Raw genomic sequence first — 26,118 nt, forward strand, 5'->3', positions numbered from 1 at the left:
CTCTTTTCTATCATCTAACAAGTATTAAAGTAGTGATTTTAGTATATATTTGGGTGGGGTTATAATATCAGTATAATAAGCGTTTACTGCGCCAAATTGACCGCCGGGTACGCTACTTACGCAAGCGCATACCAGATTTAAAAATTATTGACTACTCTCCAGTGCAAGATGGAAAAGTATTTTTTGGTGCATGGGTTGAAATTGAAAACGAAGAAGGTGAAGTTAAAAAGTTCAGAATTGTAGGTCCTGATGAAATTTACGACCGTAAAGATTACATATCAATAGACTCACCTATGGCGCGTGCGTTGATTAAAAAACAAGTGGACGACGAATTTGAAGTGACCACTCCTCAGGGAAAAAAGCAGTGGTATGTAAACAGTATCGATTACCAAAAAAAGAAATAAAAAGTTTTGATTCAGATCATGTTAACTTTTGATTGTGTAAATTAAAGCAATAAGCTATAACTGAATTATTCAAGTTGATTTGTTTAATTTGAAAGCAGTTAATTAAGGTCGTGATTATGTCAAACATAGTACAGCGCATATTTAGTAATGCCGTATTGTTTGCACTTTTAATGAGTGTAAGTTTGACGCTGCATGCCAGCAACACTGACGTAAACCTTGATAACGCTAAACTATCTAATCACTTTATTACTTGTGATATTCCTGACCAAGCAAACCTCGATTTTGACGTGGACTCTCACGTTAACACTATTACCTTTAGGTCGCCTCAACCACTTCCTAATGTCGTAGATTCTTTTTATAAGAGCACTAATCTAAACAGACCTTTTAGCACTGCATACCAACGCGGACCACCTAGCTATTTAATTTAATTCATTATTTTACAACTTAATTAAATTTTATAACTACTAAGGTGACTACTATGTCTAACTTTAAAGAATTACGTACCCAAAATATTTCTCATGGCGTTATTGCTAGCACATTTGCAGATGATCAACCATTAATCGATTTATCTTCTCCAGCGCTAAAAATGGTGAATAACTTTACTCAAAAAACACCTATTCGTGCAGAGCATGGAACAACGATTACAGATGCTCTTAAACAAGTAAGTGCACAACAATCTGACTTTGTTTTAGTAACAGACGAACACCAAAAATTAATTGGCCTAGTTTCTAGCGCCGATTTACAAAGCTCTAAAATTACTATTATTGCAGAGCGCTTAAATATGCAACGAAGCGAAGTAAGCTTACGTGACATTATGACACCAGTTAACCGCCTTACAGGTGTAAGTATGCAAAGCTTAAGCTACGCATGCATTGGTGATGCGCTGCAAACGATGGAGCATCAGGGCACAATGTTTTTATTAGTTACAACAGCGAGTAACGAAATTTGTGGTTTAATTTCAGCTCGCCAAATAGCTAAAACATTACATATTCCTGTACATATCTCACCTATTGCTCACTCTTTCAGTGAAGTATTAGAAAACATTGAGCACCCTCACTAGGGCGCTCTTTTAGTTGAATTGATTTACTCCCGACCCAACCATCTTAAAGCAAGTAAAATAGCTTGCTTTAAGAGCTTTTCATTACTACCTCCTGTGATATTATTCAAGCAATTAACAGCGCCAGTAACACGCTTCTGGTCTTATTTTATTGTATAAAAAGGTTTTTGCATGAGCGATATCTCTGCACGTTTAGCCGGTGAGTTAAACGCACAGCAGCAACAGGTTGTTGCTGCAACAAAGTTACTTGATGAAGGCGCAACTGTTCCTTTTATTGCCCGCTACAGAAAAGAAGTTACAGGCGGCCTAGACGACACCCAATTACGCCTTTTAGAGCAGCGTTTATCGTATTTACGTGAACTAGAAGAGCGCCGTAGTTTTATTTTATCGACAATCGAATCGCAAAATAAATTAACGCCAGAGCTAAGTGCCGATATAACCAATGCACAAAGTAAAACAGAACTTGAAGATTTATACCTACCATATAAAGCTAAGCGCCGCACTAAAGGCCAAATAGCAATTGAAGCTGGTTTAGAGCCTCTTGCGGATGCACTATTTAAAGATGCTAACCTTGACCCAGAGCAACAAGCAGAGCAGTTTGTAAATGCTGAAAAAGGTTTTGCAGATACAAAAGCGGTACTTGAAGGCGCTAAATTCATCTTAATGGAACGCTTTGCTGAAGACGCAAAATTACTTGCTAAATTTAGAAGCCACATTAGCCAAAATGGCGCAATTGAAAGTACTGTGATCAAAGGCCAAGAGCAAGCCGGTGCAAAATACCGTGATTACTTTGAGCATCAAGAACTTCTTAAAAAAGTACCTTCTCACCGTGCGCTGGCAATGCTTAGAGCCCGAAATGAAGGTGTACTTCAGTTAAGTATAAACCCAGAGCCTAGTGCTGAAAATTCAGCACAATTATGTGCAAACATGATTGCTGAGCATTACCGTTTAGATATTAAATATAAAGCGGCAAGTCCTTGGTTATTAAACGTTGTTCAATGGGCGTGGAAAGTTAAGCTAGGGTTACACCTAGAGAATGAGTTTTTTGCAGCAATGCGCGAAAAAGCAGAAGCCGGTGCAATAGATGTATTTGCTAAAAACTTAAAAGATTTATTAATGGCTGCACCTGCAGGCCCTCGTACTACTTTAGGTCTTGATCCAGGCCTTCGTACTGGCTGTAAGATTGCCGTTGTTGATAGCACTGGTAAATTACTAGCTACACAAACTATTTTCCCTCATGCACCACAAAATCATTGGGATAAATCAGTGCGTACGTTAGAGCAACTTTGCCGTCAGCATAAAGTTGAGCTAATTGCGATTGGTAACGGTACTGCATCACGCGAATCAGATAAGTTGGTTGCTGAGCTTATCAAAGCAAACAGCGAACTTAAACTTAGTAAAATTATGGTTAGCGAAGCAGGTGCATCTGTTTACTCAGCTTCTGAATTTGCAGCTAACGAATTTCCAGATTTAGATGTTTCTATACGAGGGGCTGTCTCTATTGCACGCCGCCTTCAAGATCCTCTTGCTGAACTTGTTAAAATTGAGCCAAAATCAATTGGTGTTGGCCAATACCAACATGATGTATCGCAAAGCCAATTAGGCCAGAGCCTTATTTCAGTAGTTGAAGACTGTGTAAACTCAGTAGGCGTAGATTTAAACATGGCCTCGGTACCACTACTTACACGCGTATCTGGTTTAAACAAAACATTAGCGCAAAATATCGTTAATTATCGCGATGCTAACGGCACATTTACTAAACGTAGTGAGCTTAAAAAGGTTGAACGTTTAGGGCCAAAAGCATTTGAACAAGCGGCTGGTTTTTTACGTATTAACAATGGTAGCGATCCACTAGATAACTCATCAGTTCACCCTGAAGCTTATCCTGTTGTTAAACGCATTTGTGAACGCAATAGCGTAGATGTCAGTAACCTAATTGGTAACAGCGACTTTTTAACTAAACTTGCTGCTAACGATTACACTGACGAAAAGTTTGGCTTACCAACCGTTACCGACATTATTACTGAGCTTGATAAACCTGGTCGAGATCCTCGACCTGAATTTAAAACAGCTGAGTTTAAAGCCGGTGTTGAAAAAATTAGTGACCTAAAACCAGGTATGATTTTAGAAGGCGTGGTTTCAAACGTTGCTAATTTTGGTGCGTTTGTTGATGTAGGTGTTCACCAAGATGGTTTAGTGCATATTTCAGCAATCACGAATAAATTTATATCAGATCCGCGTGAAGTTGTTAAAGCTGGTGATATTGTAAAGGTTAAAGTTGTTGAAGTAGACGCTGCACGTAAACGCATAAGCTTTACTATGCGCTTAGATGACGATATTGACACAAGTAATAAGTCAGCAGCTCCAGCTACGCAAAAGCCACAAGCACGTGCTAATAATTCGCAACCTCGCGCTGCAAAGCCTAAACGTGACAACGGTAATGCGTTAATGGGTAATGCATTTGCCGATGCGTTCGCTAATGCTAAAGTGAAAAAATAATACTTGTACAGCTAAGCTAAAACGAAAAAAACCGCGTAAGCGGTTTTTTTGTGGTTATGTTTTGCTAAATTATTAACTTAACGCTGAAAAACTACTTTGGCTCGCTGGCGATGTAGCCATTTGGTAAAAATTAGCAATACGCCCCGCCCGTGCCTCAACATCGGCATCACGTGTTTGCTCATCACTTTTAGCTGTTTTTGTATCGCTGCTTTCATCGCTAGAGAATGACGCTTCAAGTTTACTTTTTGCGTCTTCGTCGTCTTCTTTTTCAGGTTGTGCAAGCTCAGCTTGAGCCGCTGCTAGCTTTTGCGTAGCATCTGCAGCAATAGAGCGATCAGCTCCCGAAGGCTCTGCAGGCGCTAATGCGGCAGCGCGTACCGTTTGCATTTTGTCTATAGTCGCTTGCGGGTCACCCGGAATTTCTGATACATCTATTTGTACTTCTCCGCCAACTGCGTAGTTAGTACCATCTGGGCCACGTTGATATTCATAGCTTGGCGAGCCAGCATATTGCCCGCCCACAGAAGCGTGTGCTTGTTCGTGTATTCGTACTTCAGTATCTCGTGCTTTTAGCTCTGTAATTTGTTGTTGTTCTTGTTCTAATTGCAGCTCTTCTTGCTCAGATTCTTTTTTCTCGATTGCTTCACTTTCTTGCTCAGTGCCCTCAGGATTTTCTGAGTTTCCATCGCGCTGCTGAACTGACTTTTCGTCTGCTATTTTTCCCGTTGCGTTATACGTCGCACCATCGCTACTACCTGGCAATTTTGCTTTTTCAGCATCACTTTGCGCTTTGGTTTCTGTATTACTTGCGCTACTAGATGCGGGAGCGGGAATAACTTCGCGTAGTTGGTTGTCACGCCGTGCGGTTTCCGTATAAACATTTGCGGTGTTTATATTGATAGACGGAAATGGCGTGACAATATTCATAATACTAAACTTTAATATCGATTAACGTGCCAAGTACATCATCGGCCGTTTGAATTGATTGCGTGTTTGCCTTGGCATTAAATTCTTCAACTTTTAAGTTAACAAGCGCTTCATCAACACGAGCTGGTTGTGCTACTGGTGCAGTAATCGCTTCTTCAGGGCGTGCTGCCGTAAGCTGACGTTGCTGCGCTAATTGCGCGTCATCTTGTTGTTCTATACTGGCACGGTTAATCTCAGCACTGGCTTTTTCAATACCTTGGCTAGCTCGGTTAAACCCTTCTATACCACTATTAAATACTGATCCGATTGGCATATTAAAACCTCCACCAAATAAACATTGTTTAATTATCGCTCAGGTTCTGCTCAAAATAAAGCTTTAAACAGCGCTATTCTTAGCTCTATTTTAAAGCATTGATTTAACGACAGATAAAAACTCACTTTTATGAGAAATAAATGGTGCATGAGATGCTTTATCTAGTACTTCATATTCAAACTCAGTATTTAGTGCTGACATTTTGCTAATAGCTTTATAAGGTACTAAAGCATCAAGCCGGCCAAATACTCCTCTAATAGGGACTGGGCAATGAGTAAATAAGTCACGCAAATCGTCGTTTTGTAAAATATCTAAACCAGCACTCAGAGCATCGCTTTGGGGTGCGCGGTACTGATTTAGCAATTGTTTAAGCTGCTTTATATCATCACGCGCCGACTCGCTACCCATTGCTTGAATAGCTAAAAAGCGCTCTATTGTTTTTTCTCGATGATTAACTAATTGCTCTTTAAACTGCGCCAATACATTCGCTTTTATTCCAGGCCAATTATCTGCCTCCGCAAAAAAAGGAGTCGATGCTATTAAAATAACTTTAGATACTTTTTCAGGCCAATGCTTAGCAATATAAAGTGCAAATAATCCACCTAACGACCACCCCATTAAAATGCTCTTCGGCTTTAATTGCTTACTTAAAATTTCTGCTGCATCATGCAAAGTATAAGGGCTTGGGCATATATCGCTATTACCAAACCCAGGTAGGTCAAGGCTACGTACATTTCCTGAATATAAAAACTCAAGTTCTGGCTGTACTAACTGCCATACGCCCTGATTCATTCCCCAACCATGTAATAACACTAACTCATTTTGCATATTTGCCTAACCTTTACCAAACTTAGGCTCATCATAACGTTTAGAAAGGCGATTGCAATGCAAGGAGCGAGTCTGTGAAACAAGCCGTTTTAAATTGGTTATTTCCCTCTTATTGCGTGCAGTGTCAAAACTCGATTACGACCTCTTTAGGGCTATGTGATTATTGCCTTGAAGATTTACCATTGTTTGATTTTAGTAAGCATACGAGTTTATTGCATCGACCTGATATTATTGAGATGTTTCCTAATTGCGAGTTTGATAAATTATTTGCATGCGCTTTTTATCAACCTCCCTTTGAGCATTGGCTTAAAAGGCTAAAATTTAATAATCAAATTCATTATAAAAAGGCATTGCAGCAAATTATACAAAAACAGTTAACGCAGTTTTTTGAGCAAAGCCCTAACTTGCCTGATACCTTTATTATTTTACCTCTTCATAAAAGCCGCTTTATTACTCGCGGATTTAATCAGGTAAGCCAAGTATGGCAACCCTGTTTAGCTAATTACGCCCCACTAAGTAATGTTCTTATTCGCGATAAAAAAACACAAGCTCAGTCGGAGCTATCCAAAGCAAAGCGTATAAGAAACTTAAAAAATGCCTTTATTTGTACACAGGATATGGGCGGTAAAACAGTCGCTATTGTTGATGATGTGATGACGACAGGGGCAACATTAAACGCAGCTACTAGTGCACTAAAACAAGCAGGCGCTAAACAAGTGTGGGCTTTTACAACTTGCTTAACGCCTATTTAATTATTAAAAAGTATTAAACCAATCCGCAATAATACTTAATCATTTTGCGGGGCTAAGCGTGTTGCTACCTGTGTTAAAAAATTCTCATTTACGACTGCATGGATGCAGAAGGTAGAGCAATGCAGGAGCAATTGCCGAGAACAACTAAATAGCGAATTTTTTGCCTAGCTATCAACACGTTTTTCCATCCTCAAAATAGATCACTTAATTAAGCGAATTGGTATTATTCGCCATTTGCACGAAACGTATGACCAAAAAATAACGCATTGCTTAGTAGTCGACTAGTCCCATACCAGTAACCCCTAAATACAGGGTCGTCGGTCATGCCTATTACTGTACCTCGTCCATATGAGTGCGCAATTAAGCCAGCACCACCAGCAACTTGATCAACATTAACGGCATCAGTAAAACCTGCCAATAATGGGTTTTTAGTGTAGGTAAGTACATTTACGAATGGCGCATCGGAAGCTTCTAGCAACCAAGTACTGTTTTTGAATACGGGCAATGTATTGCGCTTAAGTGAAAATGTAAGCGGATGAGTTAAATCTACATTAGTATTAAAAATAGCACCTGCAATGCGTTGACGTCCTGCTAAATGGTCCTTATCGGCGTAGCTTAAACCTTTAGTTTTAAATGCACTTGCTACATCTTGGCGTGATAGATAGCTTGCTTTGAGTAATTGCTGATCAGCTAAAAATTTAGCACCGCCTTTATGGCCCCAGATAACGCCGCCTTTTCTTACCCAGCTTTTTATAGCCACTTTATCGGTATCAGATAAGCTATTGTAGTTACCATGAGTAAGTACTATATGGCTGTAATTACTGAGTTCAATAGAGTTTAAACGCTCCATTTCAACAATTGTTGGCGCAACACCTACAAAGCGATCGAGGTAATACCATACTTCCCCAGCTTCGTACTGGCTTACGCCTTTACCACCTACCAATAATACTTTCGGCTCGCTAACAACCGCCATTGTACGAGACCCTAAATCGGCTCCTTTACTTGTAAGACCTGAGTTAATAGGCTTGATTGCAATTCCAAACTCGTTTTGTGCTTTATTTAATATTCCAACCCAATCACTATTCGTTTGTAAGCCTGCTGGCACAATAATACTACCAGCATCAAAGCTTACTTCACTTGAGTTTGATTTGGCTGTTAATGGGCTTAGCGCTACACGCGCTTTAATACCTTGCTTTAAAAGGCTGTTTAGCATTTTAGGTGCTAGGTAATCATCCCACGAAAAGCCAAACGCATAGCCTTGCTCAAGTGAAGCAAAAGAAGGTTTTACCGCTTTTTGCCACGGTGTACTTGCAACCTCTAAACCCCAACTGCTTTTTACTTTTGCAAAAGGTAAGTTGAACGCATGCGCTAAAGTCCAGCCAGATACGTCATAAAAGGTATTATCAGCAAAGTTTTTTTGCTCGCTAAAAATAGCTTTTATTAGGCGGTACTGTGGCTGGGCTAAGGGCACAAAGTAGCTATTGGTTGTATAGTTGTTGCCATTTGCCTTGAGTGATTTAGTAAGCGAAAAAGCATCTATTTGATGCTGTTTCAACAACCCTAAAAAATCTTTAATACGAGTGTTGTCATCCGCGCCCTCAATTACATAACCTTCAAAGCTTTCATCACTGGCTAAATCAGTAGCTTGATTATAAAACTTAGCTTGGTAATCAAGTAATGCTTGGCGGTTATCAACAGCGGCTTTAAAAGTAGATAAACTCGTTAATAGTTGATTTTTAATAGTAAAGGGAAAGCTCAAAGGTCCATTTATAGTGTCTTGGATATGCCCGCGAGAACTTGCTTGCTCAAATAAAATACCTACACCACCATTTACATCGGGATAAGTTGAGCCTTTACCGTAATAGAAGTCGTCAAAGCTTTCTTCAGTAAAGTACAGTGCGTTATTTTCATCTAACGTTTTTACGTGATAGTTAGCAATCGCTTTAGTTAACGTTACATTTTCATCCGGTGTTATTGGGTGTTTACGACTAGGGATACCTGGCTGAAAAAAGTAACTGCTGTTTGGTCCCATTTCATGAAAATCGGTTAAGACATTCGGTTTCCATTGATGAAATTTAGCAATACGCGCGCGCGATTCAGGATGTTGTAGTAATAACCAGTCACGATTTAAATCAAACCAGTAATGATTGGTACGACTACTTGGCCAGTTTTCAACATGTTCACGGGTTTTAGGGTCGCTTGATAAGTTCATACCTCGGTTACTGTTGGCCCAGTTAGCAAAACGAGCAAGTCCGTCAGGATTAAGCGAAGGGTCGAGTAAAATAACCGTGTTGTTTAATAACTCATCTATTTCAGCACCTTGTGCAGCAGCTAAGTAATATGCCACCAGCAAAGATGAGTTACTACCTGATGACTCATTACCATGCACACTATACCCCATCCATACAACGGCAGGCTGCTTTGTAGAATTAGCATCTGATCCATCGTTACTTAAGCGTGCTAAGTGAGCTTGGCGTGTCTGCTCTATGCTTGATAACTTATCAGCTGCTGTAATTGTTAGCATGACAAGGGGGCGTTGTTCATGTGTGCGGCCAATCACTTCAAAATTTATACGGTCGCTTTTATCAGCAAGTATTTCCATATAACGTACGAGCTGATCGTGTCTCACGTGCCACTCTCCTACTTCGTAACCGAGTACTTGCTCAGGAGTAGGAATTGAAGGGTCAAATTTTACATCTTGTTCAAAATAATACGAAAGTGGCTTAGCTACACTTGAAAAGCTAAGCAACACCACCATTAATGTTAATACCAAACGCATATAAATCACTCAAAAAATGTTCGTTGTTTGCACGCTACCATTGCTTAAAATAGATGCCAACTTTTTACGCTCAACACTAGCCGCAACACGATGAGCGGAGTATGATACGCAGTATCCGAGTAATTTAGTCAAGTATAGATGGTTTTATGATTTCTATTTCCGAAACAGCGCAAGCGCATTTTGCTAAACTATTAGCAGATCAATCACAACAAACCAATATTCGTGTGTTTGTTGTAAACCCTGGTTCATCACAAGCGGAATGTGGTGTGTCTTATTGTCCAGAAGACGCTGTAGAAGCGAGCGATATTCGCCTAAACTTTAACGGTTTTGATGCCGTTGTAGATGCAGAAAGTGCTCCGTTTTTAGAAGAAGCTGAAATCGATTTTGTTACCGACAAAATGGGTACTCAGTTAACGCTAAAAGCACCAAATGCAAAGGCGCGTAAAATAGGTGACGATGCATCGTTAAACGAACGTGTACAGCACATGCTAGAAACCGAAGTAAATCCACAACTTGCTAACCACGGTGGTCAAGTAAGCCTTGTTGAGATTACAGCTGCAGGTATAGCTATACTTCAGTTTGGTGGTGGTTGTAACGGTTGTTCTATGATCGATGTAACACTAAAAGAAGGCATTGAAAAAGAAATGATAGCTAAGTTTGAAGAAATCACCGGTGTTGCTGATATAACAGAACACGAAGCGGGCGATCACTCTTACTATTAGGCCTTGTAAATGCTAAAGCAGCTTATCTATCGCTTAGGGAGCAATCCTAAGCTGAGCTTAAAGCGCTTTTTTCGCGGCTTAGCACTGTTTGTGCTAGCCGTGATATTCATATCTATTGGGTATTACACCCACTACAGCTTACAAATAATTGGCGTTATAATTTTACTCCCCGCATTATTTTTTGCCGGTTGGGGCTACTGCGGTATTTTTGCTAATCGTTTTTCACAAGTTTTAAAAGATATGAGCCCTAAACACCACGACCCCGATCTCTGGAAATAAACCATTTATTTAATCTAATAGCTGATTATTTATTTTTAAGTGGTGATATTTAATTATTAATGTAACCCCGCGCATTAACATAAAACAGCTCATAGCCAGCCATAACCCGTTATTTTGCAAGTCTATAAACACCCAAAACACACCAAAAAAGCCAACTCCAGCTGAAAGCATCATACTGTTACGCATGTTCTTTGCTCGCGTAAGCCCTACAAAAACACCATCAAACAAAAAGCAACTCATGGCCAAAATTGGTAATACTACTATCCATGGTAAATAATGCGTTGCCTCTTGAATAACCTCTGGCACATTGGTTAAAAGCTTGATTATGGTGTTGCCAAATAATGCAAAAAATAGGCTATATAACACACCAAAAAGCATACCCCAAAATACGCTTATTTTAACCCACAGCTCTATATTCTTAACACTTCCTTGGCCTTTCGCTTGCCCTACTTTTGCCTCAGAGGCGTAAGCAACGCCATCAAGAGCAAAGCTCACCAACATTAAAAAGTTAAGTAAAACAGCATTAGCAGCTAATGTGGTTTCGCCTATACGCGCCGCGTAAAATGTCATAAAACTAAAGCATAATTGCAGTATTAAAGAGCGAATAAATATATCTCTATTCAAACTCAATAATTCAGCCATTTTGCTAATACTCAACCAGTTCGGTACATTTAGATCAATGTCTTGTTTTTTAGCTAGTTTAGCCACTAAAAACAGTGCAAATACTAGTGCTGTATAGTCAGCAATAAGTGACGCCCATGCAGCGCCTGCAACTGCCCAATCTAAATAAACAACAAAATAAATATCGAGCACTATATTAACGATATTAGTGACGAGTAATAAATAAAATGGACCTCGACCATAATGCACACCAAGCATCCAACCCAGTAACACTAAATTACATAATGCTGCTGGAGCACTAAAAATACGAATGCTAAAATACTGATAAGCTTGGTTAAGTACGTCGCCATTAGCTGCGGAGAGGTAAGCAATCGCGTGCTTTATTAATGGGGATAACACAATTAATAGCACGGCCACTGCGCTTGCAAGCAATAGGCTTCGTTTAAGTAAAGCGGCAAGTTGGGTTAAATCGTTTTTTCCGTATGCTTGTGCCACGAGTCCCGTGGTGCTCATTCTTAAAAAACCAGCAAGCCAAAATAAAATAGATATAACTGCAGAGCCAAGGGCAATTCCAGCTAAGTAATGAGCGCTTCCTAAGTGCCCAATTACAGCAGTATCAACAATTCCTAACAACGGCACTGTGATATTTGATAGTATCATCGGACCCGCTAACAACAGCAAGCTTTTATGGTGTGCCTTATTATGTATAAGAAATTGTTTCATTTAGTGTTATTTATCCTCATTAGTGTATCTGTGCGGGCTCAAGCAGCCGTTATTTTACAGTATCATCATGTTAGTGAAACCCTACCCGCTGTCACGAGCGTTAGCGCAAATACATTTACGGAGCATTTAAGCTATTTAAAAGAGCACAACTTTAACGTTATTCCTCTTAATGAGTTAATTAGGGCGCTTCAACAAGGTGAAACTTTACCTGATAAAACACTCGCCATCACCTTTGATGATGGTTATAACAATAACTATGAACAAGCTGCACCTATTTTAGAAAAGTTTGGCTACCCGTACACTATCTTTGTAAATCCCAAATTAATAGACGAAGGTATGAGTTACGTAATGGGGTGGGATAAGCTCAAAGAATTATCTAAAAAAGGGGCATTAATAGCCAATCATAGCGGACAACATGATTACTTACACCTTAAGCTTGAAAACGAAACCGATGCACAATGGCACTCACGTATTAAGCAAGATATTCTTAACTCTCAAAAGCGCATAAAAGAAGAAATAGGCCACAACTATAAATACTTAGCATACCCGTATGGTGAGTTTAATAACGAGCTGCAAGCACTCGTGACAGAGCTTGGCTTTGTGGGTATTGGCCAGCACTCAGGCGCTGTAAATAAAGATTCTAATTTTAGCCGCTTGCCGCGTTTTCCTGCATCAGGCTTTTACAGCAAACTAGAAACTCTTATTACTAAGCTTAACTCACGCGCGTTTAATATCACCAATTTAACTTATCAAGATAGCGTTACACAGCAGAATCCACCCACGCTCACAATTGAATTTAAGATGGGTGATTTTCATAAGAGCCAATTTGCCTGTTATGTATCAAGCGTAGGCCAAGCAGATTTAAAATGGATAACTAAAAATACTGTCGAAATCACCTCACCAAAGGTGCTTAATAAAGGGCGTTCTCGTTTTAATTGCACGGCCCCTTCTATTTCAAGCCCTGGTGATTACTTTTGGTTTTCGCAGCCTTGGGTAATTGAAGCATCTAAACCTTAACAGCCTGATGTAAAAGCCGCTGGGTTATTTTATCCAGCGCAACTATCTCGTCAGCTGCATTTAGCTCAGCAGCTGCTTTAGGCATACCCCATACCACAGACGAATACTCATCTTGAGCCAAGGTATGTGCACCGTTTTGTTTTAGTGCAAGTAACCCTTTTGCGCCATCACTCCCCATTCCTGTTAGTATGGCTGCAACTACGTTTTTAGCCCCAGTTTCAACTAATGAGTTAAACAACACATCTACCGCAGGTTTATGTCTGTTCACCGGCTCGCCATCATCAAGCTGGCAATATAAGCTAACACCTCGTTTTTTAATACTTAAATGAAACCCACCCGGTGCTATATAAGCCCAGCCCGCGCTAAGCTTATCGCCATGTTCAGCTTCTTTCACATTTATCGTGCATGTACGATTCATTCGCTCAGCAAATGAAGCGCTAAACACTGGAGGAATATGCTGAGTAATTACAATTGGCGGGCAATTTTGTGGCATTTTAATAAGTACTTCTTTTATAGCCTCAGTCCCCCCCGTTGAAGCACCTATCGCAATTACTTTATTAAGTAAAAACTGAGAATGAGTATTAATAGGCTCATTTGTGACGACCGTTTTTTTATAGCTTCTTACTCTTGCTCCAGCAGCTATTCGCACCTTTTGTTGGACAAGTGATGCATATTGGCTCAATTGCTCTCTTACGTTATTAGTGGGCTTAGCTATAAAATCAACAGCCCCTAATTCGAGTGCTTCTAGTGTGATAGGAGAGCCTTTTTGTGTCAGTGTTGAAATCATCACTACTGGCATTGGTCTTAATCGCATTAAGTTTTTTAAAAAACTAATACCATCCATTTTTGGCATTTCTACGTCGAGCGTTAATACATCAGGACTGAGTTTTTTTATCATTTCGCGAGCTTCATAGGGATCCTCAGCACTCCCCACTACTGTAATGTCTTTAGCTTGTTGTAATATTTCAGTGAGTAAACGCCTAATTAAAGGGGAGTCGTCAATTATTAATACTTTAATCATGCATACTCCTAAAACAGCTCTATATCGGTTACTACTTCTTGTTTTTTAAGGTTTTGTAAGTAACGGACTTCGCGTTTTTCAATCGTATTATTATGTAGGTTTTTAAGTTTTTTCATATGAACTTTACCAGTGTTCGGGTGAAAAAATATTTTTCGCGGCCACGGCCCCCCCATATCATGGGCAACTAGATCTAATGCCTCTTCTTTAATATACGCTGCTGCAAAACTAATATTACCCAGCCCTATATCAGTCATCGCACTAATAATTTTCCCCCCACCAAAAAGTTTTACTTTTAGGTTACACCGAGACGCGCCATTTTTTAAAACTTCGTTTATAAGATACTCCATAGCCCAATTACCGTAGCGACAACTTAAACTATGCGCATTTTTAAGTTCTACTCCCTTTTGAATTGGTAACATAAAGTGATTCATCCCGCCAATACCAAGTACTTCATCGTATACACAAGCCGCAATACACGAACCCAGAACTGTAGAGATTAGTTCATTATTTTTAGAAACATAAAACTCACCCGGAAGTACTTTAGCAACAACGCTACCTCGGCCCGAATCCCAATATCGTTTAATATGTTCAAAGTTAGGTAATACCGGCCTAAACTCAGCGTGCATTTTGTCCCTTTTGGTACATAGTTTTCCCTAAGTTTTTGAATTGTGAATGCTCTTTACCCATACTTTCTGAGTGACCTAAAAACAAATAACCTTGTTCATTTAATATATTAGCGTAGCGCTTAAAAAGCTGATCTTTTGTTTCTTTATCAAAGTAAATAACAACATTACGACATAAAATAAGATCAAAAGATCCTTTCATTGGCCAGTCTTGCAATAAGTTTAAACGCTTAAAAGAAATAGACTCTTTTAGTTTATCTCTAACTTTATAATTTTCACCGTCTTTGCTTTTTAAAAACCAACGCTTAAGTTGCACGTCATCTAAGCCATTAACATTCGCTGCGGTGTAAATACCTTTTTGTGCTTTTGCCAATACATTAGAATCTAAATCGGTTGCTAGTATTTTTACATCCCAATTGCTCGGAAATGCGTTATTTAAAGTCATCGCCAAACTGTAAGGCTCTTCCCCTGTGGAGCAACCTGCAGACCAGATTCTTACTCGCTTACTGTTTTTATTTGCCTTTAAAAGAGCAGGAACAAGCTCAGATTTTATAAATTCAAAGTGATGTATTTCACGAAAAAAAGACGTTAAGTTCGTTGTTATCGCATTAATAAAGGCATCAAACTCCTGATCTTTATGACTATTCAGATACTCTAAGTAAGCTTTAAAATCAGTTAATTTACGCTCCCTAATACGTCTTGCTAAGCGTGAATAAACCATCTCTCGCTTATGATCCCCTAATACAATTCCACATGCGCTGTAAACTAAACTGGCAATTTCCTTAAAGTCGCGGTCGGTACACAAAAACTCTTTCATTGTTCGCTCTCAATTAAACCTAACGCTAACAAGTAGTGCCTCGCTGTAACTATTTATTAGACGAGGCATAAAAAGGCTAAATATTAAAACTCTTCCCACTCATCAGCTGAGTCTACAAAGTTATCGCCCCTGGGCTTATTACTCACAAAACGACTTTGCGGCTTATGAGATAGTTCAGGGGTTCGCATAGTTGATGACATCATTGTCATCTCTTGCTGATCTACTGAGAAAAAGTTAAGTAATCGGCGCATCTCATTAGCTTGCTCAGCCATAGACTCACCAGCAGCAGAGGCTTGCTCTACTAGAGCGGCATTTTGTTGCGTCATTTCGTCCATTTGAGAAATAGCTTTATTAACTTGTTCAATACCTGCACTTTGCTCTTCAGATGCCTCTGTAATATCAGAAATCATTTGCGTCACTCTTTGCACTGACACAACAATCTCTTTAAGTGTAGCGCCCGACTCATTAACTAATTGAGAGCCATCAGCTACTTTGCCTACACTATCTCGTATTAACTCTTTAATTTCTTTCGCTGCGCCCGCAGAGCGCTGCGCTAAGTTACGAACCTCACCTGCAACAACTGCAAAGCCTCGACCTTGCTCACCCGCTCTTGCTGCCTCCACTGCGGCATTAAGCGCTAATAAATTAGTTTGAAATGCTATTTCATCGATGACACCGATAATATCTGCAATTTTTTTGCTCGACTCATTAATTGCCGACATGCTCGTAACAGCTTTATTAACAACTTCACCACCTTGAATTGCTTTTTCACAGGTTTCTTCTGCTAGATCGTTCGCTACTTTTGCGTTATCAGCATTTTGACGAACGGTACTGGTCATTTCCTCCATACTTGAAGCGGTTTCTTCAAGTGACGAGGCTTGCTCTTCTGTACGTTGGCTTAAATCAGCATTACCTTGAGAAATTTCTTCTGCACCACTGGCTACTAACGTTGCTGATGAATTTATGCGATTAATCACTTCTGTTAATTTATCTGCCGTTGCATTTGCGTCGCGTTTAAGCTTATCAAAAGAACCTTTGTATTCTTTTTCAATACGCTTTGATAAATCACCACTTGCCATCGCATCGAGCATATTGCCAGTGTCGGCAACGGCATCATCAACTATTTTAACTAAGCTATTTAACCCTTGGGCCAAACGTAAAAAGAACCCTTCCTTCCCATCTTCCGCAACTCTTGTATCTAATTCGCCATTACCTGCAGCGCCAATAAGCTCAGCAATTTCTTTTTCAAGCGCAACTTCATTGGTTCTATCTTCCCACTCAACAATGGTGCCTAAATGCTTTCCGTCTTGACTGATCCAAGGTGAAGCAATCAAGGTAAAAGTGACACCTGCTAACAGTAGCTCGGCTTTATAGGGCTTATCTAGGTTTTTTAATAAATCACGTTGATGATTAGGGTGCTTATGAAAATCATCAACACAGGTGCCAATTAAATTATCAACAGAAAAGCTTGGCAATACGGTTTGTAATTCTTTTTCGCGGACTTTTAGCATTTGCTGAACACGGTCGTTCACAAATACTATTTTAAGGTTTTCATCAGCAATCATTACGTTTGCTTGGCAAACTTTAAGCGCATTTGCTAAATCGGCTGCTTTGCGAGATGCTTTTTCAAGCTCTTTTTGTTCAGTAATATCAGATGCATATTTAATCACTTTAAACGGCTTGCCGTTCATATCATAAATTGGGTTATAAGATGCTTGAATCCAAACCTCCTGACCCTGCTTTCCTATTCTTAAATATTCCCCAGAATCAAATTCACCGCGACCTAGTTTGGCCCAAAATTCTTTATATTCGATACTATTTGCATGTTCGGGATCAATAAAAAGCCTATGGTGCTGGCCTTTAATCTCGCTAAGTTGATAGCCAAGCGCATTTAAAAAGTTATCATTGGCATCAATAATAGTGCCATCTAAATTAAATTCGATAACCGCTTGAGATTTACTTATAGCACTAATTTGCCCTGAAGCTTCTGCTGTTATTAACTTTTGCTCAGTCACGTCGGTGGCAAACTTAACTACTTTTAATACTTGCCCTTGCTCATCAACAATTGGGTTATAAGTTGCTTGGATCCATACCTCAGTTCCACCTTTTGCATTACGCTTAAACTCATCTGAGATAAACTCGCCATTACGCAGGCGTTGCCAAAAGTTTTTATAATCGTTGCCCTGAGCTTCATCTGGGTCAACAAACATCGAGTGATGCTGGCCTTGAACCTCCTCAAGACGATAGCCCATCGCGTTTAGAAAATTCATATTTGCAGTAATTATTTTTCCGTTAGGTTCAAATTCAATCACCGCTAATGATTTATTCAATGCGTCTACAATTAAATCATTACTTGATTTTGACTGCTTTGGATTACTAAACCATCCCATGCTCATCACCACCTTTAAGTTTATTATTCATTTAGTTTCTATTTGCTAAATATTCATTGTTTTTTGCAGGTCAATTAGCGCTACCATTTTTTCACCAACATTCACCAACCCAGCTACATATTCACAATTACTCGACTCAGACAAACTAGGAACTGCTTTAGCATCTTGCTCCGCAATACTGTAAACATCAGAGACGGCATCAACAGCAACACCTATAATTTTACTACCTAGTTCAAATTCTATTTTGACAACGATAACCACCGTTAATGGTCCATAGTCGACACTTGGTAATCCAAAGCGTAACCGTAAATCAATAATTGGCACTATTGTTCCGCGTAAATTAATAACGCCTTTTACAAATTCTGGTGCATTGGGCAGTACTGTAATTTCTTCCCAACTGCGAATTTCTTGTACTGTTAAAATATCAACGCCATATTCTTCATCAGCCATAATAAAAGTTAAAAACTGTTTTACACCTTGCTGTTGCTGAAGATTTAATTGGTTACTTAACTGGCTTTGATCTGAGCTCATAACGCCTCCAAAGTGGCTTGCGTTTCAATAGTTAGTTCTTGGCTACCTGGCTTTTTTAAGCCTGAGAGCTTTATCAAGCCGCTAATGTCCACAATCAGCGATACACGCCCATCTCCTAAAATAGTGGCTCCCGATACGCCATCCACTTTATGGTAGTTTGCCTCTAAACTTTTAATAACAACCTGCTGTTGAGACAATAAATCATCAACTAATAAACCCACCTTTTGGTTATCTGTTTCTACAACAACAAGCAGCGTTTTATCGAGTGATTCAATAGCATTTTTATGATTAAAAATATCGTAGAGTCTTAATATAGGAATGTATTCGTCTCGAAGCCTCAATACATCAAGGCTTTTACCCACTCGACTCACTTTTGCAATATCAATTTGCAGTGACTCCACAATAGAAATGAGCGGAATAATATAAGTATGCTGAGCCACCTTAACTAATTGCCCATCTAAAATAGCGAGAGTAAGGGGTAATCTAATAGTAAACGTAGAACCAACACCGGGCGCTGAAGTTACTTCCACTGAGCCATTTAATGATTGAATATTTCGCTTAACAACATCCATCCCAACTCCACGTCCAGATAAGTCACTTACCTCATCCATTGTCGAAAAGCCGGGCATAAAAATAAGCTCATTTATTTCATCGTCACTGAGATGGTTATCAGCTGAGATTAATTCGTTAGCGATGGCTTTTTCTTTTATTTTTTTTGTATTTAACCCTTGTCCATCATCCATTATTTCAATAACGATATTTCCACCCTGATGAAATGCATTTAAGGTTACTGTGCCAACGGGATCTTTACCTGCCGCCAGTCTTTGCTCAACAGTCTCTAACCCATGATCAAGTGAGTTTCTTACTAAATGCACCATAGGGTCAGATATTTTTTCCATTACTGTTTTATCAAGCTCGGTTTGCTCTCCAATCAGCTTTAGCTCAACCTGCTTATTTAGCTTTTGCGCTATATCTCGCACTAATCGAGGAAAACGACTAAATACAAAATTAATTGGGAGCATACGAATACGCATCACATTTTCTTGTAAATCACGCGTATTATGTGCAAGTTGTGCTAAGCCTTCTTGTAGTAAAGTGATTGTGGCTGGTGTGATTTCTTGTTCGCTGAGTTGATTTAGCATGGCTTGTGTAATAACAAGTTCACCTACCATATTTATTAACGAATCAACTTTATCAATACCAACTCGAATGGAGGTAGACTCTGGTGTACTTGCAGGTTTTTTATCTTTATTAGCAACGGGTTGCTTTGGCTTACTAGGTAACTCAGCTACTTTTATTGAATCGGGTTCTTCAAGCTCAACAGCTTTAGGTATCTCATCTTGATTAGGTGGAATTGGCTCATCATTGCCAAATAAGCCGCCACATAATTCAACTTTTATATCGGCATCGTCTTCAACCCATTCAAACACTTCTTTTATGGCTTTTTCATCATGGCTAGTGCTTAAAAAAAAGCGCCAATGTAAAAAACATTCATCACTACTTAAATCGGTGATTTCTGGAACTTCATCGTAAAATACTGTGGTTTCTAACTCACCTAGCTCTTCAAGCTCACTGATCATATACAGTGGCTCGTTTCCTGTTTTAAATAAATGATGATGAGGTTTAAAGTCTATTTGATAGGTATTACTACTTGTTTGCTCTTCACAGCTTTGAGGTTTATTCTCATGTGTTTCATTTTTCATTCCAAGTACATGTTCAAATTGTACTTTTAACAAATCTGCTTCGGTTAAATCTGGCTCTTGTTCACCTTGAAGTGCAGCAAGTAAAGCGCGTAAGCAATCCACAGCTTTGAGTAATAAATTAACATGCTCGGTACTAAGCTCTCGTTCACCTTGGCGAATTTGATCTAGTAATGTTTCAAGTACATGAGTAAAGTCAGCAACGGAGCTAAAACCAAATGTCCCACTGCCTCCTTTTATTGAGTGAGCAGCTCTAAAAATAGTGTTGATAGTTTCTAAATCTTCCTCACCTGGCACTAAGTTTAATAGCTCAGCCTCCATGGTATCTAGGCCTTCAAAACTCTCTTCAAAGAAAACTTCAAAAAATTGACTTAAATCTATACTCACACTGCGCTCCTTAGCGAATAACTTTTTTAATTACCGCTAGTAGCTGATCGGGATTAAATGGTTTAACAATCCAGCCTGTTGCCCCAGCAGCTTTACCTTCTACTTTTTTTTCTAAACCCGACTCAGTTGTAAGCATCAGTAATGGTGTAAATTTATAACTAGGCAAAGTACGCAGCTCTCGTATTAATGTAATTCCATCCATTATTGGCATGTTTACATCTGAGATCACGGCATCAAAGTCTTGCTGCTTGGCAATAGCGAGAGCCTCACTGCCATCTTTAGCTTCGGTTACATCAAACCCTGCGGTTTTTAATGTAAAGCTCACCATTTGACGCATCGATGCTGAGTCATCAACCGCTAAAATTCTTTTCATATATACCCCTAACTTTTACTTTCGGTTGTTAAGTATTGGCTTAAGCCAAGTTTATTGATTGTATGTGTTAAGGCCTCGCTACTGCCTACCCAAATGATTTTGTGCTGTATGGTAAGTAGGTGTTTTTGTAAGGCGCATAAAAGTTGAATTGAGGCAGTATCAGCAGAAATTACATCGTTAATATCAAGACAGATATCATCGTTGCTATTGAGTTCGTGCAGTAAATCTTGATGTAGTGTTTCAACTTGCGTAATAGCAAGTTCGCTCGGAAGTTTTAGCATTTTGTAGGTGCATTCCCTGTCAATTCAATTCATAACAAAAGCTTAGCCCTAGTTATTAAAATTGCCATAAAATGCTTAATTAAATTTAAATCGTCGTTAAAAAACAAAAAAAGGAGCCTAAAGCTCCTTTCAAATTGGTAAAAAGTAAAAACTAGTTTTTGTAGTAATCGGCTATTTTTTTAAACTCTTGCGTTAAAATCGTCGCGTTAATTAATGGCACACTACCTTGTTTAAATTCTGGTTTAAAAATAGCTCTAACGGCTCCATTTTGATCAACCATAGCGACCGAAGCACTATGATCAACTGCATATTCTGATTCACTACTATCGCTAATCGCGTAAATTAAACCAAGCTCTCTAACAACAGGAAAAAGGTGTTTATGTTCCCCTGATACAGCTAAAAAGTCAGGATTAAAGTAATCTATATATTGCTTTCGTTTAGCTGGTGTATCGCGTTTTGGATCAACCGATAAAAACCAAATTTGTAGCGGATAATCTGCCTGTAAGTTTTTATAAACAGCATTTAACTTAGCAAGTGTTAATGGACAAATATCTGGACAGCTTGTATAGCCTAAAAATACTAAATTCCACTGTCCTAAAAATTGTTGCTTAGTCACTAATTCGCCGCGCTGATCGTTTAACGTAAAATCAGACAGTGGCTTTGCATTTTCGTAAACTAATGCATCTACATCTGGCGGACTATTTTCGTTTGAACATGCCGATAAAAACAAAACTAAAATAACAATTAATCCAAGCCATAACTGCTTCATAAAGGGAGCCATTTATCTATAAATAAGATTACAAAGAGTACCATTAAATGAATAATCGAAAAACGAAATAAGTCCATTGCAGTCTCATCATTTCCAGCAATTTTTAATTTGACGGCTTTATATATAAACACTGCATTTAATACACACGCACCTATTAAATATATTAATCCAGACATACCGATTAAATAAGGTAATACGCAAACAACAGCGAGTAAAACAGAGTAGGCAACGACGCACGTTTTACAAAAGTCGATTCCATGGGTTACTGGTAACATAGGGATTTTAGCGCGTTCGTAATCACTTTTTCGTGCTATAGCCAGCGCCCAAAAGTGTGGCGGAGTCCAGGTAAATATTATCATTACAAGTAACCAAGGGGCTGCTGCCATTTGGTTTGTTTCTGACACCCAACCTAATAATGGAGGCATTGCGCCAGCCAACCCACCTATAACAATATTTTGCGGTGTAGCACGCTTTAAAAATGATGTATAAACAAATGCATAACCTACCAATGCAAATAACGTTAATATAGCGGTTAAGGTATTAGCCCACACCATTAGCATAATAAAACCCGCAACCCCAATAACAGCTGCAAAACTAAGCGCATGTATTTTACTTAAACGCCCTTTAGCCACAGGACGATGACGAGTCCTTGCCATTTTTGAGTCTATCTCACTATCAACCACATGATTAATAACCGCTGCAGCAGCAGAAAGTAGCCCTATACCTAACAAGCTAATAAACTGTACAGCCATACCTCGCCCTACATCAGGAGCCAGCGCTAAACCAACCCAAGCTGTTAGTACCAGCATGGCTACCACTTTAAATTTACTAATTGCTAAGTAGTCTTGCAGCAAATTATGAGTACGCGAAATTAGCGATTGAGTATTAACGGGTAGCAGTATTTTTTTATCAATTATAAGTGCCATTATATTTCCCCTTTATGTGCGTGATTTTAGGTAATAACACAACCTAACCATGCTTAATAATAGTATGGCAGCCATCAAGTTATGCGCCAATGCAACTCCCAACGGAATATGCCAATGTACTAAAATAAGCCCTAAGCTAATTTGGCAAAGCAGAACAAGTAATACACTCACCACGCAATTTTTAATTTTTTTAGAGTACGCTTGGCTGTATATTTTCCACATAATTAGCGCCAGAACGATGCAAGTAACCAGTGCCCAAATGCGGTGTAATAAATGAATAGACATACGCGCTTGCTGCGATAACACACCAAACTCATAATTACTGTGCTCAAGTGGTAATTGAAATACGCTACTCAATGAAAACGGTTGTGCATAATTACACAATGGCAAACCACTACAATGAGGAGCGGCGTAATTTGCAGCCAGCCAACCACCAAGTGCAATTTGGATAATTAATACACTGAGCGCTACTAAACTTAAACCAAAATAGCGTTTTGCGCCGCTATCGCCACCCATAATAGGTTTTGCGGTTAGCCGTAAATATAAAAGCGTTATAAGTGACAAAATACTAAAGCCACCTAATAAGTGGCCCATTACAATAAGCGGCTGAAGGTTCATGGTTACTGTCCACATACCAAGGGCAGCCTGAAATACCACGAGTAGAAGTAAAGCCAAAGGCAATTTAACTGGCGTAGTTGGATATTGGCGTTTTAAAAAAGCCAACACAAATAAACCTAAAATAAGTAAGCCTAAAGCACCTGCAAAGTAGCGATGAATCATTTCTTTCCACGCTTTTGCGGTTTCGAACATCATATCGGGGTAGCTTTGAGTTGCTAAGGCTATGTCAGCCTCATGCTTAGGTACCGTTAAAAAGCCATAACAACCAGGCCAATCGGGGCACCCTAATCCTGCATCACTTAAGCGGGTGTACGCACCTAAAGCAACTACAATCAAAGCGAGTAATCCTGTTATTAATACTAAGTTTTTATAATTTTTATACATCAGATACTCCAACTTAAGCTCAACTTAATTAGCTAGAACGAGAATAGTTAAGTAATTTTTTTAGATCTTTTAATAACCCTTTTTGTACTAAACGGTTTTCTTGTGGCTCGACCTTAAAAGGATATTCAAGTACCACTAACCCCATATGATCAATTAAATATAAACTTGCAGGATTTAAACTCTGTTGCTCGGTAATAATTTTCCATGGTAGATTTTTATTGTCGGGGCTTCCCATTACAGCCATATCAACCTTGCCTTGGTTTTTACCAAGTGCCACATATAAGTTATTAAGTGCATTGAGCTGTTCGCTGCATGGGGTGTTACATTCGTTTGAATAGTTAAGTGCGATAGTCCATTGTTTGGGATTATTTTGCGGCCAATTTTTAAGTTTTATTTCTTGGCTTAAAAACTCGCCATTATTAGTAATTGCAGTAGGCAACCAATCAAACTTTAATGCGCCATATGCCAAAATTAATGGGATAGCGCAGCAACCCACAAACAACAAAAGGGGATTATTTTTCATTGTGTGTCCTTTTTTTACTCGCAAAAATAGCCACAACAGCACATGCAATAGCAATTAAAAACCATTGCACAGCGTAGGCATTATGCTTTTGAGGGCTCATAACAACGGCCTCATAATGAGGTGTTGCAATCTCATCACCAGTACCTTGTCTGTAAGCCATAAAATTAATTAATGATTGCTGGCTTTGGGTGCTCAGCATATTCAAGTCGATAGATTGGATTCTTGTAGGTAAGTCGTTATTTGTCGTTTTATCTTCAAGCGTGAAGCTACTTAAGTTATTTTCTTTTATTTGCGCTTTAAGAATAAAAACACCTCTAGGCAGAGTAACCTTTGGCAGTGCATCTCTAGATATAGGCGCTTTTACCCATCCTAAATTAACTAAAATCACTTTTTCTTCGGTGTCTGGCTTTAGTAAAGCAAGTAGGTCGTACCCTACTTGTCCGTTATAAACTTGATTATCTAAAAGCCAATATTGGTTTTGTACAAACCGCCCTTTTAACTCAACCAATACACCAGTTTTGTTCCAGCTCTCAGGCAGGTTAAGTAATTGAGACCAGCTCATCACACCACGAGTCTGTTGCTTAGCAATAGCGGTTAGTTGTTGCTGCTTTTGCTCACCTCGCTCCAACTGCCAAAACCCTAATCGCACACACACAAGTACAACAACCACAACCATACAAAGTGTGATTAGTGAGCTAAGCTTTTGTTTGTGCCATAAAACTAACTGCATAAAGGGTCAACTCAGTGATTATTAAAATTATTATCGTACTGTTGTTAATATTTATACTTTTTAACTTATTTAGAGCATTGTTTATTATGGTCTCAGGGAAAACAGGGGGACGACCTATGTCTCACTTTTTAGGTCGTCGCGTATTGTTTTCGGTCGTTGTTTTAGTTGTTGTTATTGCAGCGCTTAAACTTGGTTTTATTAAAGCAAATAATTCGCCAATAAACGCTACAGCACATATACAAATACAAACAAACACAGCCACACCACATCAACAAAGTGCCAATACCAAGCAGCTGCTTGAAAAGCAAAGTGCTTATCTTTAGTAAAGTGCCCTTTTAATATCCGTAAAAATATTACAAATAAAAGTACGGTTCCTAGCGTTACATGCATGCCATGAAAACCAGTCAATAAAAAAAACGTATTACCGTAAATGCCCGCATCTAGCGTTAGATTAAGGTCATTATATGCATGCATGTACTCCTCAACTTGCAGCCCTAAAAAGCAAACGCCCAATAAAATAGTAGCGCCTAAAAAAACCTTAAGTGGAGTGCGTTTATTGTTTTCCATCGCTACGTGGGCAAAATGTAAAGTAACTGAGGAGGTAAGCAGTATTAAGGTATTTATAAGTGGTAAGCCTTGCCAGCCCATAGCTTGAGTAGTTTCGCCAGCAGGTGTTGAAACTAGCGGCCAAACGGCTTCAAAAGTAGGCCATAATACCTCGTTAGTCATTCCATTATTGCCTGCACCTCCAAGCCAAGGTACCGACAATACGCGTGCATAAAAAAGCGCACCAAAAAAGGCCATAAAAAACATAACTTCAGAAAAAATAAACCAGCTCATACCTTGTCTAAAAGAGCGATCCATTTGTGCTGAGTACAAACCTTGGTCCGACTCACTAATTACATTTTTAAACCAGCTAAACAACATATACACAAGTACAGCAATACCGGCATAAAGCAGATAAACCCCGCTACCACTTTCTTTACCTACACTCATAACTGTTAAGCCTGCCCCTACTGCAATAAAAAACAATGCAACAGCACCTACAATAGGCCACGGACTTTGCTCAGGTACGTAATAATGCTCATATTCTTGATTCATTTTATTTACTCCTAGTTTCACAC

27 protein-coding genes and 1 pseudogene are annotated in these 26,118 nt (G+C 39.1%); 9 read left to right on the forward strand and 19 right to left on the reverse strand.

What is annotated here, in order from left to right; genetic code table 11:
* Positions 1 to 65: 65 nt before the first annotated feature.
* From JG479_RS15640 to JG479_RS15655, 4 genes and pseudogenes are all read left to right on the forward strand, one after another.
* Positions 66 to 404, forward strand: a pseudogene (locus JG479_RS15640) (GreA/GreB family elongation factor); the annotation flags it as partial.
* 116 nt (positions 405 to 520) lie between these two features.
* A complete protein-coding gene (locus JG479_RS15645) occupies positions 521 to 832 on the forward strand; it encodes a hypothetical protein (protein WP_033020846.1) in 312 nt (103 codons plus the stop codon).
* 50 nt (positions 833 to 882) lie between these two features.
* Positions 883 to 1,464: a CBS domain-containing protein gene (locus tag JG479_RS15650; RefSeq protein WP_039489108.1), complete on the forward strand. Its 582-nt coding sequence runs from the start codon at positions 883 to 885 to the stop codon at positions 1,462 to 1,464.
* 168 nt (positions 1,465 to 1,632) lie between these two features.
* Complete coding sequence (locus JG479_RS15655) at positions 1,633 to 3,960, forward strand: Tex family protein (protein ID WP_138489778.1); 2,328 nt, start codon at positions 1,633 to 1,635, stop codon at positions 3,958 to 3,960.
* 72 nt (positions 3,961 to 4,032) lie between these two features.
* Here the strand turns inward: JG479_RS15655 and JG479_RS15660 are convergent, their stop codons facing one another.
* From JG479_RS15660 to bioH, 3 genes are all read right to left on the reverse strand, one after another.
* Complete coding sequence (locus JG479_RS15660) at positions 4,033 to 4,887, reverse strand: putative metalloprotease CJM1_0395 family protein (RefSeq protein ID WP_138489779.1); 855 nt, start codon at positions 4,885 to 4,887, stop codon at positions 4,033 to 4,035.
* 4 nt (positions 4,888 to 4,891) lie between these two features.
* Positions 4,892 to 5,200: a hypothetical protein gene (locus tag JG479_RS15665; protein ID WP_002959563.1), complete on the reverse strand. Its 309-nt coding sequence runs from the start codon at positions 5,198 to 5,200 to the stop codon at positions 4,892 to 4,894.
* Between the two features lie 90 nt (positions 5,201 to 5,290).
* Positions 5,291 to 6,028, reverse strand: a complete 738-nt coding sequence (bioH, locus tag JG479_RS15670; protein WP_200219626.1) for a pimeloyl-ACP methyl ester esterase BioH — start codon at positions 6,026 to 6,028, stop codon at positions 5,291 to 5,293.
* A 74-nt stretch (positions 6,029 to 6,102) separates the two neighbouring features.
* On the opposite strand from bioH, the gene JG479_RS15675 reads away from it, so the two are divergent.
* Positions 6,103 to 6,780: a ComF family protein gene (locus JG479_RS15675; protein ID WP_002959566.1), complete on the forward strand. Its 678-nt coding sequence runs from the start codon at positions 6,103 to 6,105 to the stop codon at positions 6,778 to 6,780.
* A gap of 223 nt (positions 6,781 to 7,003) precedes the next feature.
* On the opposite strand, the gene JG479_RS15680 is transcribed toward JG479_RS15675, so the two are convergent.
* Positions 7,004 to 9,559 (reverse strand): M14 family zinc carboxypeptidase, encoded by a 2,556-nt coding sequence (locus tag JG479_RS15680; protein ID WP_200219627.1) that lies wholly within the window; start codon positions 9,557 to 9,559, stop codon positions 7,004 to 7,006.
* A gap of 146 nt (positions 9,560 to 9,705) precedes the next feature.
* Between JG479_RS15680 and nfuA the strand changes: the two genes are divergently transcribed.
* Both nfuA and JG479_RS15690 read left to right on the forward strand, forming a co-directional pair.
* Positions 9,706 to 10,281, forward strand: coding sequence for a Fe-S biogenesis protein NfuA (gene nfuA, locus JG479_RS15685; protein WP_002959571.1), 576 nt, complete (start codon positions 9,706 to 9,708; stop codon positions 10,279 to 10,281).
* Between the two features lie 9 nt (positions 10,282 to 10,290).
* Positions 10,291 to 10,560 (forward strand): hypothetical protein, encoded by a 270-nt coding sequence (locus JG479_RS15690; RefSeq protein ID WP_200219628.1) that lies wholly within the window; start codon positions 10,291 to 10,293, stop codon positions 10,558 to 10,560.
* A gap of 9 nt (positions 10,561 to 10,569) precedes the next feature.
* On the opposite strand, the gene JG479_RS15695 is transcribed toward JG479_RS15690, so the two are convergent.
* Entirely contained in the window at positions 10,570 to 11,841 is a 1,272-nt protein-coding gene (locus JG479_RS15695) for an MATE family efflux transporter (RefSeq protein WP_200219629.1), read from the reverse strand.
* Positions 11,842 to 11,883: 42 nt separating this feature from the next.
* Between JG479_RS15695 and JG479_RS15700 the strand changes: the two genes are divergently transcribed.
* Positions 11,884 to 12,921 (forward strand): polysaccharide deacetylase family protein, encoded by a 1,038-nt coding sequence (locus tag JG479_RS15700; protein ID WP_200219630.1) that lies wholly within the window; start codon positions 11,884 to 11,886, stop codon positions 12,919 to 12,921.
* On the opposite strand, the gene JG479_RS15705 is transcribed toward JG479_RS15700, so the two are convergent.
* The 13 genes from JG479_RS15705 to JG479_RS15765 form a co-directional block, all read right to left on the reverse strand.
* Complete coding sequence (locus tag JG479_RS15705; RefSeq protein WP_024596107.1) at positions 12,911 to 13,942, reverse strand: protein-glutamate methylesterase/protein-glutamine glutaminase; 1,032 nt, start codon at positions 13,940 to 13,942, stop codon at positions 12,911 to 12,913. The two genes, JG479_RS15700 and JG479_RS15705, sit on opposite strands and share 11 nt — an antisense overlap.
* Before the next feature lie 8 nt (positions 13,943 to 13,950).
* Positions 13,951 to 14,568 carry a chemoreceptor glutamine deamidase CheD gene (gene cheD / locus JG479_RS15710; protein WP_193225495.1) on the reverse strand — a complete coding sequence of 206 codons (618 nt, stop codon included), beginning with the start codon at positions 14,566 to 14,568 and terminating at the stop codon, positions 13,951 to 13,953.
* Entirely contained in the window at positions 14,558 to 15,382 is an 825-nt protein-coding gene (locus JG479_RS15715; protein WP_033020851.1) for a CheR family methyltransferase, read from the reverse strand. The genes cheD and JG479_RS15715 overlap by 11 nt, the downstream gene beginning before the upstream one ends.
* Positions 15,383 to 15,465: 83 nt before the next feature.
* The gene (locus JG479_RS15720) at positions 15,466 to 17,772 is read right to left on the reverse strand and encodes a methyl-accepting chemotaxis protein (RefSeq protein ID WP_200219631.1); all 2,307 of its coding nucleotides are present in this window, start codon (positions 17,770 to 17,772) and stop codon (positions 15,466 to 15,468) included.
* 45 nt (positions 17,773 to 17,817) lie between these two features.
* The gene (locus tag JG479_RS15725) at positions 17,818 to 18,303 is read right to left on the reverse strand and encodes a chemotaxis protein CheW (RefSeq protein ID WP_002959588.1); all 486 of its coding nucleotides are present in this window, start codon (positions 18,301 to 18,303) and stop codon (positions 17,818 to 17,820) included.
* Entirely contained in the window at positions 18,300 to 20,390 is a 2,091-nt protein-coding gene (locus JG479_RS15730; protein WP_200219632.1) for a chemotaxis protein CheA, read from the reverse strand. Before JG479_RS15730 ends, JG479_RS15725 begins: the two co-directional genes overlap by 4 nt.
* 10 nt (positions 20,391 to 20,400) lie before the next feature.
* A complete protein-coding gene (locus tag JG479_RS15735; RefSeq protein ID WP_002959593.1) occupies positions 20,401 to 20,763 on the reverse strand; it encodes a response regulator in 363 nt (120 codons plus the stop codon).
* 8 nt (positions 20,764 to 20,771) lie between these two features.
* Complete coding sequence (locus JG479_RS15740; RefSeq protein WP_002959595.1) at positions 20,772 to 21,044, reverse strand: STAS domain-containing protein; 273 nt, start codon at positions 21,042 to 21,044, stop codon at positions 20,772 to 20,774.
* A 151-nt stretch (positions 21,045 to 21,195) separates the two neighbouring features.
* On the reverse strand, positions 21,196 to 21,813 hold the full coding sequence (locus tag JG479_RS15745; RefSeq protein WP_193225493.1) for an SCO family protein: 618 nt from the start codon (positions 21,811 to 21,813) through the stop codon (positions 21,196 to 21,198).
* A complete protein-coding gene (gene cyoE, locus JG479_RS15750; RefSeq protein ID WP_200219633.1) occupies positions 21,810 to 22,739 on the reverse strand; it encodes a heme o synthase in 930 nt (309 codons plus the stop codon). Before cyoE ends, JG479_RS15745 begins: the two co-directional genes overlap by 4 nt.
* A gap of 12 nt (positions 22,740 to 22,751) precedes the next feature.
* Entirely contained in the window at positions 22,752 to 23,741 is a 990-nt protein-coding gene (locus tag JG479_RS15755; protein WP_007584952.1) for a COX15/CtaA family protein, read from the reverse strand.
* A 28-nt stretch (positions 23,742 to 23,769) separates the two neighbouring features.
* A complete protein-coding gene (locus tag JG479_RS15760) occupies positions 23,770 to 24,264 on the reverse strand; it encodes a hypothetical protein (RefSeq protein WP_024595087.1) in 495 nt (164 codons plus the stop codon).
* Positions 24,254 to 24,994, reverse strand: a complete 741-nt coding sequence (locus tag JG479_RS15765; protein WP_200219634.1) for an SURF1 family protein — start codon at positions 24,992 to 24,994, stop codon at positions 24,254 to 24,256. The genes JG479_RS15760 and JG479_RS15765 overlap by 11 nt, the downstream gene beginning before the upstream one ends.
* Before the next feature lie 14 nt (positions 24,995 to 25,008).
* Here JG479_RS15765 and JG479_RS20240 point away from each other — a divergent pair, with 14 nt between their 5' ends.
* Entirely contained in the window at positions 25,009 to 25,317 is a 309-nt protein-coding gene (locus JG479_RS20240) for a DUF2909 family protein (RefSeq protein WP_076915320.1), read from the forward strand.
* Here the strand turns inward: JG479_RS20240 and JG479_RS15775 are convergent.
* Entirely contained in the window at positions 25,220 to 26,095 is an 876-nt protein-coding gene (locus tag JG479_RS15775; RefSeq protein WP_200219635.1) for a cytochrome c oxidase subunit 3, read from the reverse strand. The genes JG479_RS20240 and JG479_RS15775 overlap by 98 nt on opposite strands.
* Positions 26,096 to 26,118: the final 23 nt, after the last annotated feature.

This window comes from Pseudoalteromonas sp. LC2018020214, assembly GCF_016598755.1.
Taxonomy (GTDB): domain Bacteria; phylum Pseudomonadota; class Gammaproteobacteria; order Enterobacterales; family Alteromonadaceae; genus Pseudoalteromonas; species Pseudoalteromonas distincta.